We start from the raw sequence: 14397 nt of genomic DNA, 5'->3' as shown, positions 1-14397 counted from the left end.
CGATGCCTCATCAGAAGCAGGACACCTCGCTCCGGCACCGTCTCGGGCGCACGCTCAGAACGCCGATCGGCATCACCGCGCTGACCGCATGCCTGCTGGTGGCGCTGGTCGCCGTGTTCGGGCCGGTCCTGCTCGGCGATCGGGCCGCACGGGTCGACACGGACGCGATCAACCAGGGCAGCAGCGCCGCCCACCTGCTGGGCACCGACCAGCTCGGCCGCGACATCGCCGCGCGAGTGGTGGTCGCGACCCGGCTGACCCTGCGGCTGACCCTGCTGGCTGCCCTGATCGGGGTCGGCGGCGGGCTGCTGCTCGGTGTGGCACCGGCGGTGGTGGGCCGACGCCTTCGCCGGCTCATCATCGCGACCGTCGGCGTACTCGTCGCCTTCCCCGGGCTGCTGTTCCTGCTCTTCCTCGCCACGATCCTCGGTGTGGGAAGCACCGGGGCGGTGTTCGCCGTGGGGCTGGCCATGGTCCCGCCCATGGCACGGCTGGTGCAGAACCTGACGGCGTCGATCGCCGGCTCCGACTACGTCGCCGCGGCCCGCATCCTCGGCGTGGGCCGGTTCAAGCTGGTGGTACGCCATCTGCTCCCCAACATCGTCGAGCCGTCGGTACTGTTCGCCACCCAGGCCGCGGGCAGCATCATCGTCGCCTTCTCCGGCCTCTCGTTCCTCGGACTGGGCGTACAGCCGCCCGAATACGACTGGGGGCGGCTGCTCAACGAGCAGTTGAACCGGATCTATGTGAATCCGGCCGCGGCACTGGCGCCCGGCGCGGCCGTGGTCCTGACGGGGCTGATGTTCGCTCTGGTCGGTGAGGTGCTCGCGCAGGCCGGTGGCCGACGGGCGCCGCAGGCACCGGAGCCGACGCCGCCGGAGCGGTCGAGGGCGCAGGACGAAGCGGCCGCCGACGGCGCCGGCGGGGCCCTGGTCCGGGCACGCGACCTGCGGGTGACGTTCCCCGGCGGGCGGCAGGCCGTACGCGGGATCGACTTGGACATCGCCGTGGGCGAGGCCGTCGGCCTGGTCGGCGAATCGGGTTCCGGCAAGAGCCTGAGCGCGCTGGCCCTGGCGGATCTGGTCCCGCACCTGGGACAGGTCTCCGCGGCGACGCTCCGCTTCGACGGCCACGACCTGCGGGCGGAACCGCCCCTGGGCACCGAACTGGCCATGGTCTTCCAGGACCCGATGGCCTCGCTCAACCCGGCCCTGCGGGTGGGCCGCCAGCTCGCCGAGGTGGCCGAGGTGCACCTCGGGGCGAGCCGCGCACAGGCCACCGACCGCGCCGTCGACCGGCTCCGCGCCGTCCGCATCCCCACGCCGGAACGGCGCGCCCGGCAGCGGCCGCACGAATACTCCGGAGGAATGCGGCAGCGGGCCGTCATCGCGATGGGCCTGATGGGGGAGCCGAAGCTGATCATCGCCGACGAGCCGACCACGGCGCTCGACGTGGCCGTCCAGCAGCAGGTCCTCGACCTGCTCGCCGAGGTGCGCGAGGAATCCGGCGCCGCACTGCTGCTGATCTCCCACGACCTCGCCGTCGTCGCCCAGGTCTGCGAACGGGTCCTCGTGATGTACGGCGGCCTGATCGTCGAGGACCTCCCGGTCGCCCAACTGGCCGGCGGCGCGGCCCACCCGTACACCCGGGCGCTGGTGGGGGCCGTCCCGACCATGGCCACGGATCCAGGCACGGAACTGGCGACCATCCCCGGCCGGCCCCCGGAACCGGGGGAGACCGGCCCGGGATGCCCCTTCGCGCCGCGCTGCGAACGCGCCCGGGAACGCTGCCGCGGCGAGGCTCCCGCGCTGGCCGACCTCGGACCGGGCCGCAAGGTCGCCTGCTGGTACCCGGTGGACGCGGTGACGGTCGGCGCCCCCGTCGAAGCCACCTCGCACGGAGCGGAGGCAACGTCATGAGTTCACTGGAGCTGCGGGGGATCACCGTGCGCTACGGCCGCTTCACCGCGGTGGAGAATGTCGACCTGCTGGTGCCGGAGGGAACGGTCACCGGACTGGTGGGCGGGTCCGGGTCGGGCAAGTCGACCCTCGGGAAGGCCGTCGTCGGCCTGGCACCGGTGCACTGCGGGCGTGTACTGGTCGCCGGCGGCGAGGCCGCCCGACGGCGCGGACGCAGCCGGGTGCAGCTGGTGTTCCAGAACCCGTACGCCTCGCTCGACCCGCGCATGACCATCGGCGCGTCGGTCGCCGAAGCGCTGCCCCGCGAAACCGGCTCGCACGAGGCACCCGTCCGCAGGGCACCGGCCCGCGAACGCCGCGCCGCACGTGACGCGGAGGTGGCCCGCTACCTGGAGCTCGTCGGCATCGACCCCGCGCGGGCCGTACTCACCCCGGACGCGCTCTCGGGCGGCCAGCGCCAACGGGTGGCCCTGGCAAGGGCCCTGGCCGCCCGGCCGGCCGTGCTGATCGCGGACGAGATCACCTCGGCCCTGGACGTCTCCGTCCAGGGTGCGGTGCTCAACCTGCTGCGCGGGCTCCAGCGCGAGCTGGGCTTCGCGATGCTCTTCATCTCCCACAACCTCGCGGTCGTCCGGTACCTGTCCGACCAGGTCGCCGTGATGGACGGCGGACACCTCGTCGAATGCGGCCCCACCGAACGGGTGCTGGAGCGCCCGGAGCACCCGACGACCCGGAACCTGATCTCCTGCGTACCCACCCTTGCCCTCGCCGAGGAGGCATCATGACCCGACCGCTGACGATCGACGACCTGTACCGGTTCGAGATCCCCGGTGATCCTGCACTCTCCCCCGACGGCGAACGTGTCGCCTACACACTGTCCACCCAGGACGCCGAGAACGACCGTGTGGTGCGGTCCATCTGGGAGGTGCGCGGCGGGGGCGGTCCGGCCCGGCGGCTCACCCACGGTCCCGCGGACACCGCGCCGCGCTGGTCCCCGGACGGTACGCGACTGGCGTTCCTGCGCGTGGGGCAGCTGCATCTGCTGTCCGTCGACGGGGGAGAGGCCATGCCGCTCACCACGCCCGCCCGGTGCCCGGCGGGGGCCGGGACACCGGTGTGGAGTCCGGACGGAACGCGGATCGCGTACTCGGCCCCCGAGACCCGGCGCGACGCCGCCGCCCCCGTCGTCATCGACGCCCTCGGCTGGAAGGCGGACGGGGCGGGCCTGATCGGATCCGTCCGGACCCAGCTGTTCGTGGTGGACGTGGAGTCCGGCGAGGTCCGCCGGGTCACGGAGGGCGACCGGCACGCCGGCCCGCCCACCTGGTCGCCCGACGGCACGCAGCTCGCCTACCCGGCGCAGAGCGGCCCGGACGCGGCGGTGCTCGGGACCTCGGCCGCCCATGTCGTAGGGGTCGGGGACGACGCGCCCGAGCCCCGCCGGATCGGCCCCGCCGACGGTCTCGCCGGTCCGGTGAGCTGGTTCCCCGACGGATCCGCGCTGCTCGTCGTCGGCCGGCCCGCATTCGGCGTCGGCCACCTGGAGCTGCTGCGCCAGCCCCTGGACGGATCGGCGCCGGTGTCGCTCAGCGCCGCTCTGGACCGCAACGTCCTGCCCGGCGGCCCGGGTTACCCGGGAGCGCTGCCGCAGTTCCACGGTGATGCCATCGTGTTCTGCGCCCGCGACCGGGGCGCCACACGGCTGTACCGGGTGGACGCGGCCGGAATCAGTGCGTCCCCGCTGCCCGCGGGCACCGGGGTCAGCGGCTGCTCGGTCGCCACGAAGGCCGGGCGAGCGGCGGTGGTGGTCTCCGACGCGTCGAACTTCGCCGAGATCGCCCTGCTCGATCTGGACGCCTGGACGTCCGCGGGACCGCGCGAGCCGTCGGCCGGGCGACAGCCCGCGCGACTCACCGGCCACATGGCCCGGTCGCTGCCCGAGATCGCCCTCCACCCGGTCACCGAACGCGAGTTCACCATCTCGGACGGGACGGTGGTGCACGGCATGATCACCCGTGCCGCCGGGGCGCCCGAGGGCGGGCCGCTGCTGGTGGACGTGCACGGCGGACCGCACAACGCCTGGGCCCCGCACTCCGATCCGGTCCACCTCTACCACCAGGAGCTGGCCTCGCGGGGCTGGACGATCCTGACGCTCAACGTCCGCGCCAGCGACGGCTACGGCGAGGCGTTCTACACGGCCGCCGTGGGCACCTGGGGCGAGACGGACGAGCAGGACGTCCTGCAACCGGTCGCCGCCCTCGTCGCCGAGGGGCTCGTCGACCCGGAACGGATCGCGCTCACCGGCTACAGCTACGGCGGATATCTGACCTGCTGGCTCTCCGCCCGCAGCGACGTTTTCGCCGCCGCCGTACCGGGCGGCATCCTGGTCGATCTGAGGAGCATGGCCGGCACCTCCGAGGAAGGACACCTGATCGCCGACTTCGAGATCGGCGACCCGGAACGGCTGACGGAGCTCTCGCCGATCAGCCACGCCGGCGCGGTGCGCGCGCCCACCCTGATCCTGCACGGCGGCGCCGACGACACCTGCCCGGTCGGCCAGGCCGAACAGTGGTTCCACGCGCTGCGCACCCGGGACGTGCCGGCCCGGCTGGTCGTGTACCCCGGCAGCTCGCACCTGTTCCTCCTGGACGGCCGGCCCTCGCACCGGGAGGACTACTCCCGCCGGCTGATCGAATGGGTCACGACACACACCGACCGCTGAAACCGCCGAATCCGCTGAATCAGTTGAACGAAAACGGAATGGGAGCCCGACATGACCGACACCACCGCCCTGTCCGCCCGCTGGACCGCCCGACTCGCCGAGCTGGCCGACCGGCACTCCGTCCCCGGCGCCAACCTCGGCATCCTGCACCGCGGTGAACTGATCGCCGAGGCCGCCGTCGGCCTGGCCAACACCGAGGCCGGGATCGAGACCACCACCGACACCCTCTTCCAGATCGGCTCGATCTCCAAGGTGTGGACCACGACGGTCGCCATGGCCCTGGTCGACGAGGGCCTGCTCGAACTGGACGCGCCCCTCGTCTCCGTACTCCCCGAACTGCGGCTCGCGGACGAGGAGCTGACGCAGGGCGTGACGCTCCGTCACCTCCTGGACCACACCAGCGGGATCGACGGTGACCTCTTCACCGACACCGGCCGGGGCGACGACTGCCTGGAGAAGTTTGTCGCACAGCTCGGCGAGGCCACCCCCAACCACCCGCTCGGCGCCACCATGTCGTACTGCAACGCGGGCTTCACTCTCCTCGGCCGGGTACTGGAAGTCGTCACCGGCGTCCAGTGGGACGAGCTGATGCGGGAGCGTCTGTTCCGTCCGCTCGGCCTGACGCACACCGTGACCCTGCCGGAGGAGGCACTGCGATTCCGCGCCGCCATCGGGCACCTGGGGGACCCGCCGGCGCAGGCCCCGACGTGGGGGCTGATGCGTTCGGCCGGACCGGCCGGACTGATCTGCTCGACGCCGCGCGAGGTACTGAAGTTCGCCCGGCTGCACCTCGACAACGGCGTCACCGAGGACGGCACCAAGATCCTCTCGGCCGAGGGCGCCACCGCCATGCAGACCCCGCAGGTCGAACTCCCCGACCCGTCCCTCCTCGGCAACGCCTGGGGACTGGGCTGGTTCCTCGACACCTGGGACGGGCAGCGGGTGTACGGACACGACGGCGGCACGATCGGGCAGAGCGCGTTCCTGCGGGTGCTGCCCGAGGCCGATCTGGCGGTCTGCCTGCTCACCAACGGCGGCGACACCGCGAGCCTCTACCGGGAGGTGTTCGCGGAGATCGTCCAGGAGCTGGCCGGCGTGACGATGCGCACCACGATCCAGCCGGCGACGGAGCCGGTGGCGGTGGACCCCGCCGACTACGTCGGCGTCTACCGGCGGCTCTCCAGCAGGATGGAGATCGTGGAGCGGGACGGCGGCCTGGTGATGCTCGACCGGATCACCGGACCGCTCGCCGAACTGATCTCCGACACGGAGCAGGAGTACGAGCTGCACCCGGTCGAGCCGGGGCTGTTCGTGGTGCAGAGGCCGGGGATAAAGCTCTGGATCCCCGTCGTGTTCTACACCCTCGCCGACGGCACGCCCTACATCCACCACGGTGGCCGCGCCACCCCCAAGGTGGGCTGACGTGACCGCGATCGCCGCCGCGCTGGAGGCCAGGCTGCCGGTACTGCTGGCCGACATCGAGGCGCTGGTCCGCGTGGAGTCGCCCAGCGAGGACCTGGCCGCCGTGGCCGACTGCGCCCGGGTCGTCGCCGGGCTCGGTACCCGGCTGACCGGCTCGGCACCCGAGTGGCTCGACGGCTCGGGACGGCCCGCTCTGCGCTGGCGCTTCGGCTCCGGCGACCGGGTGCTGCTGCTCGGCCACTTCGACACGGTGTGGCCGGTGGGCTCCTTGGCCGGCCACCCCTTCGAGGTGGCCGGGGGGCGGCTGACCGGACCCGGCTGCTTCGACATGAAGGCGGGCGTGGTGCAGCTGTTCCACGCGCTGTCGGTCCTCGACGACCTGGACGGGGTGTCGGTCCTGCTCACCGGCGACGAGGAGATCGGCTCCCCGACGTCACGCACCCTGATCGAGGACGAGGCCCGCCGCACCCGGGCCGTACTCGTCCTGGAGGCGAGCGAGGGCGGCGCGCTGAAGACCGCGCGCAAGGGCGTGTCCGGCTACGAGCTGAACATCGGCGGACGCGCGGCGCACGCCGGACTCGAACCGCACCGCGGCGTCAACACGACCACCGAACTGGCCCACCAGGTGCTCGCGTTGTCCACCCTCGCCGATCCGGCGACCGGCACCACGGTGACACCGACCGTGGCCTCCTCCGGCACCACGCGCAACACGGTGCCCGACGCGGCCCGGCTGCTGGTCGACGTGCGGGTGGAGACTGCCGCCGAGCAGGAGCGGGTGGACCGCGCCGTGCGGGGTCTGGCACCGGTCCTCGCGGGTGCCTCGGTCAAGCTCTCCGGCGGCCCCGACCGGCCGCCGCTCCAGGCGAGCGCGTCGGCGGAGCTGTTCGGACTCGCCCGGAACCACTACGCGGAACTGGGCTTCGGCGCCCTGCGCGGCGTGGCGGTCGGCGGCGGATCCGACGGCAACCTCACCGCCGGGGCGGGCACGCCCACACTGGACGGCCTCGGGGCCGTCGGCGGCGGGGCGCACGCGGACGACGAGCACGTGCTCGTCGCCGAACTGCCCCGCCGCGCGGCGCTGGTGGCCGCCCTGGCGGCCTCCCTCGTGCGCGAGCCGCCGGCCGCCGCCGGCGGGGTGAGATCGTGACCGGCACCGAGGCGGCCCGGGCGGCCGCCGCCGCGGACCTGGCCGCGCGCCGCGCGGGCGTGACCGTCTCGGAGCTGCACGGGCTGGACGAGATGCGGGAGGCCTGCCGGGTGCTGGACCGGGTCTGGCGGCCCGATCCCGGCAACCCGCTGATCACCCCCGAACTGCTGCGGGTCTTCGCCCACTCCGGCAGCTACGTCGTCGGGGTCCACCAGGACGGCCGGATGGTCGGATTCTGCCTGGGCTTCCTGGCCACCGCCGGACTGCACTCGCACATCGCGGGGGTGGACGGCACCGTCCGGGGCCGCAACGTCGGCTACGCGGTCAAACTCCATCAGCGGGCCTGGGCCCTGGCCCGTGGCATCACCGCGGTCACCTGGACCTTCGACCCGCTGATCAGCCGCAACGCGTATTTCAACCTGGCCAAGCTGGGCGCGGTGCCGAGCGAGTACCTGGCCGACTTCTACGGGGCGATGCAGGACGAGGTCAATGCCGGGACCGAGACGGACCGGTTGCTGGTCCACTGGGAACTGGTCGGCGAACACGCCGTCGGAGCCGCCGCGGGCATGCCCCGCATCGTCACGGTCGACAGCGCGGGCGCACACGCCGTGGTCGGTCTGGACGCCAAGCCCGACGGCTGCCCCGCCGTCGGGCGCCGGGACGGCGACACCGTCCTGGTCCGGATCCCCGCGGAGATCGAGGCACTGCGCCGCGCCGACCCGCCCCTGGCCCGCGCGTGGCGGTACGAACTGCGCGAGGTACTCGGCGGCCTGATGGCCGAGGGGCACACCGTCACCGGATTCACCCGGGACGGCTGGTACGTGATCGACAAACGTCAGGAGAGGCAGGCATGAAGCTCGTCGGTGTGGAACTGCGCCGGATCGCGATGCCACTGGTCGCACCCTTCCGAACCTCCTTCGCCACCATGACCAAACGGGAGATCCTGCTGGTCAGGGTCGAGACCGAGCACCACGAGGGCTACGGCGAATGCGTCACCATGGCCGATCCGCTGTACTCCTCGGAGTACACCGAGAGCGCGGCGGACGTCCTGCGGAGCCATCTCGTGCCCGCGCTCACCGCCCTGCCGGCGCTCGACCCCTGGGCGGTCGCCCCGGCACTGGCGGCGTTCAAGGGCCACCGGATGGCCAAGGCCGCACTGGAGACCGCGGTGCTGGACGCCTGGCTGCGCGCCCACGACCTGTCGATGGGCCAGTGGCTGGGGGCGACGGCCGAGCGGGTGCCGGCCGGGGTGTCGGTCGGCATCATGGACTCGATCCCCGAGCTCCTCGACGCCGTCGAGGGCTATCTGTCCGAGGGCTATCTGCGGATCAAGCTGAAGATCGAGCCCGGCTGGGACGTGGAACCCGTGCGCGCGGTCCGGGAACGCTTCGGCGACGGAGTGCTGCTCCAGGTGGACGCCAACACCGCGTACACCCTCGCCGACGCCGCACAGCTGGCCCGGCTCGACCCGTACGGGCTGCTGCTGATCGAACAGCCCCTGGACGAGGAGGACATCCGGGGCCACGCGGCCCTGGCCGAGCGGGTGCGCACCCCCATCTGCCTGGACGAATCCATCGTCTCCGCCCGTTCGGCGGCCGATGCCATCGCGATGGGCGCCTGTTCGGTCGTCAACATCAAGCCGGGGCGGGTCGGCGGCTATCTGGAGGCCCGGCGGATCCACGACGTGTGCGCCGCACACGGCGTGCCGGTCTGGTGCGGCGGGATGCTGGAGACCGGCCTCGGCCGGGCCGCCAACGTCGCTCTTGCCGCGCTGCCCGGCTTCACGCTGCCCGGCGACACCTCGGCCTCCGACCGGTACTACCGGACCGACATCACCGAACCGTTCGTGCTGAAGGACGGCCATCTCGACGTTCCCCGCGCCCCGGGTCTCGGACTCTCGCCGGTTCCCGGGCAGCTGGCCGAGGTGACCGAATCGACGGAATGGATCAGCCGATGACGACCTTTCGGTCAGGCACCGCAGAGACGCGGATCCGGGCGGCGTTCGACGAGGCCGGGGTCCAGGGGTTCTTCTTCGCCCGCGAGATCGACGGCGACCGCACGATCGGCGTCGCGGCGGACGAACCGGTCTGCCTCGCCTCCGTCCTCAAGATCCCGATCGCGCTGGCCTACGCCCGAGAGGCCGCGGCCGGACGGCTGGAAAGGACCGAACGCCACGCGGTGGACCAGCACTACCGCGACGGCGGCATCGGCACCTCCGGCTGCGCCGACCCGATCGAGATGAGCCTGCGCGACCTGGTCCACATGATGATGACGATGAGCGACAACGCCGCCACCGATGTCGTGCTGGACCGGGTCGGACTCGACACGGTCAACGGGATGCTCGCCGAACTGGGCCGGGAACGGACCCACTTGATCGGCGGCTGCCTGGCCCTGACCGGGTCGCTCTTCGCCGATCTCGGTGTGACCACCGAGGTCGAGGCCCACAAGAGGATGGCGGAACTGGCCGCGCAGGGGCCGGAGAAGATCCTGGAACTGTCGGTGTGCGTCCCCGAACGCACCACCCGGGGAACGGCCCGCGACATCGCCGAACTGCTGGCCGGGATCTGGCGCGACGAGGCGGGCCCCGCCGAAGCCTGCGCCGAGGTACGGGCCGTGATGTCTCAGCAGATCTGGCCGCACCGGCTGACGTCCGGCTTCGACGACAGCTACCGCGTCGCCGGCAAGACCGGGACGCTGCCGGGCTGGCGCAACGAGGCCGGGGTCGTCGAGGACCCCGGCGTCGGACGCTGGGCGGTGGCCGTCTTCACCCGGTCCGACAGGCCCGGCCTGCGCGATCCCCGCGCGGACCGGGTGATCGGGCAGGTGGCGGCAGTGGCGGTGGACGAACTCCGATCAACTACCTTGTGAGGATGACGGAGCAGCCGCGAGCCGTGCTCGGCCGGATCCTCAACGATCTGGGATCGACGCTGATCGAAGTGGTGGCCGGGGAAGCCGACCCGGCCCGCACCGTCACCGGAGTGCTCATCCAGGACCCCCTGGACGAACCGGCCAGGCTGCCCGGAGCGGTCGTGCTCGGCGTCGGTGTGTACGGCGCCGAGCCGGTCGCCGCCCTGGTCGACCGGGCCGCCGGGCTCGGCGCGGCGGCCGTGATAGTCCGGTCGCCGGTGCCGGTGGACGGAGCCGTGTCCGAGGCGGCCGCGCGCACCGGCGTGACGGTACTGGGCCTGACCCAGGGCGCGTCCTGGGCCCAGGTGGCCGCGCTGCTGCGGTCGCTGCTCGCGGCCGACGAACTGGGCACGGTGGGCGGCCCCGACGAGGCCGACGGCGCCGAGCCGCTCGCCGGCGACCTGTTCGCACTGGCCAACGCGACCGCCGGGCTGCTCGACGGTCCGGTCACCGTGGAAGACCGCGGCGGGCGGGTGCTGGCCTTCTCCAGCCGTCAGGACGAGGGCGACGACGCCAGGATCGCCACCATTCTCGACCGGCAGGTGCCCGCGGAGAAGCTGCGCGCCCTGGAGCAGCACGGCGCCTTCCAGGCCCTCTACCGCAAGGAGGAACCCGTCTATGTGGCGGGTATCTCCGACAAGCCCCGGGTCGCGATCGCCGTCCGCGCGGGCGGCGAGATCCTCGGCTCGATCTGGGTCGTGGTCGACGGACCGCTGAGCGAGGACCGTACGCAGGCCCTGCACGAGGCGGCGAAGGTGGCCGCCCTGCATCTCCTGCGCCACCGCACGGGCGAGGACATCGAACGCCGGTTGCGGGCGGATCTGCTCGCCACGGTCCTGGAGGGCGGCACGCACGCCCCGCAGGCCGCGGTACGGCTGGGCCTGTCCGCGCAGCCCGCCTGCGTACTGGCACTCGCCGTGACCGGTGAGCAGTCGGCACCCGACCGGGTGGCCGCGGGCCACCGCATCGCCGAGGCACTCGCCCTCCACCTGGCCGCCGTCCATCCCCGTACCGCCGCGGCCTCGCTCGGGGGTGTCACCTACGCCGTGCTGCCCACGAGTTCGGACGAGCACGCGTTACGGGTGGCCGAGGCGTTCCTCGGGCGCATAGGCAACCGGGTGCCCGCCGTCATCGGCATCGGCCGGCTCGCCGCCCGCCCGGCCGAGCTGCGTCGCTCCCGCGCCGACGCGGACCGGGCGTTGCGGGTTCTCGGCTCCGGCCGCTCGCAGCGGCGGTCCGCGCGGCTGTCGGACGTCTACGCGGCCTCGCTGCTGGAGGAACTGACGGACCGGATCGCCGCCGAGGAAGACCTCCCCGACGGCCCGGTCGTCCGGCTGCGCGCCTACGACGCCCAGCACCACACCGCCCTCACGGACACACTGGAGGCATGGCTGAGCACCTTCGGCGATGTGGCCGCCGCCGCTGCCGCCGTACACATCCACCCCAACACCTTCCGCTACCGGCTCAAGCGGCTGGCCGTGGTAGCAGACATCGATCTCGACGACCCGGAGGCACGGTTCGAGGCGATGCTGCAACTGCGGCTGAGCCCGCCGCACCCCTGACCCGGTCCCGCGGTCGCCATGACACGCGGATCCATCCGGGCCCAGGGCGGGCGCGAGGATGAAAGAGTTCTCGCAGCCGGACGCACGGACGCCCGCAGGCCCGTGTGTCCGGCCACCGAGTATCCGCATGTCGACGATGGGACAGATGCCATGCCTCTCAAGGGCGAGTACGAGCCGAGCCCCGCGCAGTGGGTTCGCGATCAGGTCGAGCTGTTCGAGGGCTCCGGCGGTACGGAGGGGACCACGATGCGGGACCTGCCGGTCATCATCCTGACCACCCGCGGTGCCAGGAGCGGCAAGATCCGCAAGACCCCGCTCATGAGGGTCGAGCACAACGGCGCGTACGCCGTGGTCGCCTCGCAGGGCGGCGCCCCCAAGCACCCCGTCTGGTACCACAACCTCGTGGCCGACCCCCGGGTGGAACTGCAGGACGGCCCCGTCCGCCAGGACATGAACGCCCGTGAGGTCACCGGCGAGGAGAAGGCCGCCTGGTGGCAGCGCGCGGTCGAGGCGTTCCCCGACTACGCCGACTACCAGCTCAAGACCGATCGGCAGATTCCGGTCTTCGTCCTGGAACCGGCGCCCGAGCCGCACTGACGACCGCCCGGGGGAGGCACGGACCGGACGCCCGCCGCACCTTCCCCGGGCCGCGGCCGTGCGAGTCCGGGGACACCGCCAGCGGTGCTCCGGGCCGGGATGCCGTCCGCGCCCCTCGGCATCGCGGCGAGCTGTGTCGGGTTCCGGGCCGTGAACGGCGGTTGCGGATGGTGAAGTTGTCCTCGGGACCGCCCGACCCCGGGACCAGGTACGACGGTCCGGGCTCCGCCTCCCGGTCCGGCCCGCGTCGATGACGCCCGTCGATCCCCCGGGCCCGCCGTGCAGGCGCGGTCGGCGCCCGTCATCCGCCGGAAGCTGCGGACGCTCCGGCCGTGCCCCCGCGGGTCACCGCCCACACGAGGAACGCGAGTGCGCTGATCGCGGCGCCGAGGACGCACACCGCACCCCAGCCGGCCATCGCGTAGACGGTCGTCGAAGCGAGGGCGCCCGTGGCGCTGCCGACCGAGTAGAAGACCATGTAGCCGCCGATCAGACGGCTTCCCGCGTCGGGACGCACCGCGTAGATCAGGCTCTGGTTGGTCACATGGACGGCCTGGACGGCGAGGTCGAGGACGACCGCACCGATCGCCAGCGCCCACAGCGACTGCCGGGTGAGGGCGAGCGGGAGCCACGACACGGTGAGCAGGGCCAGTGCCGTGCCGGTCGTCCACCCGGCGAGACCGCGGTCGTGCAGGCGCCCCGCCGGAGCCGCCGCGAGCGCGCCCGCGGCCCCCGCGAGGCCGAACGCTCCGATCGCGGTGTGCGACAGCGACAGCGGGGGATCGCTCAGCGGGAGCGCGACGCAGCTCCACAGGGTACTGAAGGCGGCGAAGATCAGCAGGGCGAGCAGGGCGCGGACACGCAGTACGCGTTCCTCGGCGAACAGCGTGAGCGTCGAACGCAGGAGCTGCACGTACCGCATGGAGGTGGGCGGCGTCGACCGTCGGGGCAGCACCCGGTACAGGGCCACGGTGAGCGCGAGGGTCAGGGCCGCCGAGGCGAGGTAGACCGACCGCCAGCCCGCGAGGTCGGCCAGCGCACCGGAGACCGTGCGGGCGAGCAGGATTCCGATGACGATTCCGCTGGTGACCAGGCCGACCGCGCGGCCGCGCCGGTCCGGGGCGGCCAGCGATGCCGCGAAGGCCACGAGCGTCTGGGTCACCACGGCGAGAAAGCCCACCGCGGCCAGGGCGGTCAGCAGGACCGGCGCGGTGGCCGCCGTACCGGTGGCGACGAGTGCGGCCGCGAGAAGCGCCAGCTGAGTCACGACGAGGCTCCGCCGGTCGACCAGATCGCCCAGGGGTACGAGCAGGAACAGCCCGAGGCCGTATCCGATCTGGGTGAGGGTGACGACGATGCCGACGGTCGCCGCACTGATCCGGAAGTCGTGGCCCAGGGTGACCAGAAGGGGTTGCGCGAAGTAGACATTGGCCACCGCCACTCCGGACGCGACCGCGAACAGCAGCGTGGTGCGTCCGGACAAGGTGCGCGCGGGCGTTTCCCCGCTCGAGTCGTCGGTCCTGATCGTTCTCTCGCTGCCGGTCACGGGTGCCCTTCGATCGATATGGTTGCAAGTTGCTACCGAACGGACCGTAGTGCCACCTGGTAGCATGTTGCAACCGAAGGTGCGAAGGAGAACGGCATGGTCAAGCGGACACGCCTCGACGACAGCGACTGCCCCGTGGCTCGCTCGGTCGACGCGATCGGTGACTGGTGGTCGCTCCTGATCGTCCGTGACGCGTTCGACGGCAGCCGCCGTTTCGGGGAGTTCCAGCGCAGCCTGGGCGTGGCGAAGAACATCCTCGCGGCGCGGCTGCGCGAGCTGGTCGCGGGCGGGATCCTCGACATGGTTCCGGCGGCCGACGGCGGTGCCCACCAGGAGTACGTGCTGACGGCCAAGGGCAGGGACCTCTTCCCGGTCATCGTGGCACTGCGGCAGTGGGGCGAGGGTCACTTCTTCGATCCCGGCGAACCGCACTCGGAGATGATCGACCTGCGCCACGGCCGTACGCCCCGGGCACTGGAGGTCTACGCGGCCGACGGACGCCGGCTCGGGCCCGACGACATCACGGTGAGGAAGGTCGAACGCCCCGACGCCTCGGCGGCGCTCGCCTAAGGGCT

Annotated in this window: 12 protein-coding genes; 11 read left to right on the top strand and 1 reads right to left on the bottom strand. The window is 72.7% G+C overall.

Annotation, left to right across the window (positions count from 1 at the left end; translation table 11 throughout):
• Positions 1-2: 2 nt before the first annotated feature.
• The 10 genes from ACIOMQ_RS22290 to ACIOMQ_RS22245 all read left to right on the top strand — a co-directional run bounded on the left by ACIOMQ_RS22290 (position 3) and on the right by ACIOMQ_RS22245 (position 12276).
• Positions 3-1919 (top strand): dipeptide/oligopeptide/nickel ABC transporter permease/ATP-binding protein, encoded by a 1917-nt coding sequence (locus ACIOMQ_RS22290; protein WP_401754411.1) that lies wholly within the window; start codon positions 3-5, stop codon positions 1917-1919.
• Positions 1916-2704: an ATP-binding cassette domain-containing protein gene (locus ACIOMQ_RS22285; RefSeq protein WP_362202655.1), complete on the top strand. Its 789-nt coding sequence runs from the start codon at positions 1916-1918 to the stop codon at positions 2702-2704. Before ACIOMQ_RS22290 ends, ACIOMQ_RS22285 begins: the two co-directional genes overlap by 4 nt.
• Positions 2701-4641, top strand: a complete 1941-nt coding sequence (locus ACIOMQ_RS22280) for a S9 family peptidase (RefSeq protein ID WP_402189966.1) — start codon at positions 2701-2703, stop codon at positions 4639-4641. Before ACIOMQ_RS22285 ends, ACIOMQ_RS22280 begins: the two co-directional genes overlap by 4 nt.
• Positions 4642-4692: 51 nt before the next feature.
• Positions 4693-6063, top strand: coding sequence for a serine hydrolase domain-containing protein (locus tag ACIOMQ_RS22275; protein ID WP_402189964.1), 1371 nt, complete (start codon positions 4693-4695; stop codon positions 6061-6063).
• Between the two features lies 1 nt (position 6064).
• Positions 6065-7210, top strand: coding sequence for a M20 family metallopeptidase (locus ACIOMQ_RS22270; protein WP_401940855.1), 1146 nt, complete (start codon positions 6065-6067; stop codon positions 7208-7210).
• A complete protein-coding gene (locus tag ACIOMQ_RS22265; RefSeq protein ID WP_362202643.1) occupies positions 7207-8064 on the top strand; it encodes a GNAT family N-acetyltransferase in 858 nt (285 codons plus the stop codon). The genes ACIOMQ_RS22270 and ACIOMQ_RS22265 overlap by 4 nt, the downstream gene beginning before the upstream one ends.
• Complete coding sequence (menC, locus tag ACIOMQ_RS22260; RefSeq protein ID WP_362202640.1) at positions 8061-9167, top strand: o-succinylbenzoate synthase; 1107 nt, start codon at positions 8061-8063, stop codon at positions 9165-9167. Before ACIOMQ_RS22265 ends, menC begins: the two co-directional genes overlap by 4 nt.
• On the top strand, positions 9164-10078 hold the full coding sequence (locus ACIOMQ_RS22255; RefSeq protein ID WP_362202637.1) for a serine hydrolase: 915 nt from the start codon (positions 9164-9166) through the stop codon (positions 10076-10078). Before menC ends, ACIOMQ_RS22255 begins: the two co-directional genes overlap by 4 nt.
• A 2-nt stretch (positions 10079-10080) precedes the next feature.
• Positions 10081-11679 (top strand): helix-turn-helix domain-containing protein, encoded by a 1599-nt coding sequence (locus ACIOMQ_RS22250; RefSeq protein ID WP_362202634.1) that lies wholly within the window; start codon positions 10081-10083, stop codon positions 11677-11679.
• Between the two features lie 150 nt (positions 11680-11829).
• The gene (locus ACIOMQ_RS22245; protein WP_362202631.1) at positions 11830-12276 is read left to right on the top strand and encodes a nitroreductase family deazaflavin-dependent oxidoreductase; all 447 of its coding nucleotides are present in this window, start codon (positions 11830-11832) and stop codon (positions 12274-12276) included.
• Between the two features lie 301 nt (positions 12277-12577).
• On the opposite strand, the gene ACIOMQ_RS22240 is transcribed toward ACIOMQ_RS22245, so the two are convergent.
• The gene (locus ACIOMQ_RS22240; protein ID WP_401265258.1) at positions 12578-13822 is read right to left on the bottom strand and encodes an MFS transporter; all 1245 of its coding nucleotides are present in this window, start codon (positions 13820-13822) and stop codon (positions 12578-12580) included.
• 96 nt (positions 13823-13918) lie between these two features.
• Between ACIOMQ_RS22240 and ACIOMQ_RS22235 the strand changes: the two genes are divergently transcribed.
• Entirely contained in the window at positions 13919-14392 is a 474-nt protein-coding gene (locus ACIOMQ_RS22235; RefSeq protein ID WP_362202628.1) for a helix-turn-helix domain-containing protein, read from the top strand.
• Positions 14393-14397: the final 5 nt, after the last annotated feature.

Source organism: Streptomyces sp. NPDC087845 (assembly GCF_044742755.1).
Lineage (GTDB): Bacteria > Actinomycetota > Actinomycetes > Streptomycetales > Streptomycetaceae > Streptomyces.
The sequence above is the reverse complement of the archived record's forward strand: the minus strand, read 5'-3'. Positions and strand labels throughout refer to the sequence as shown.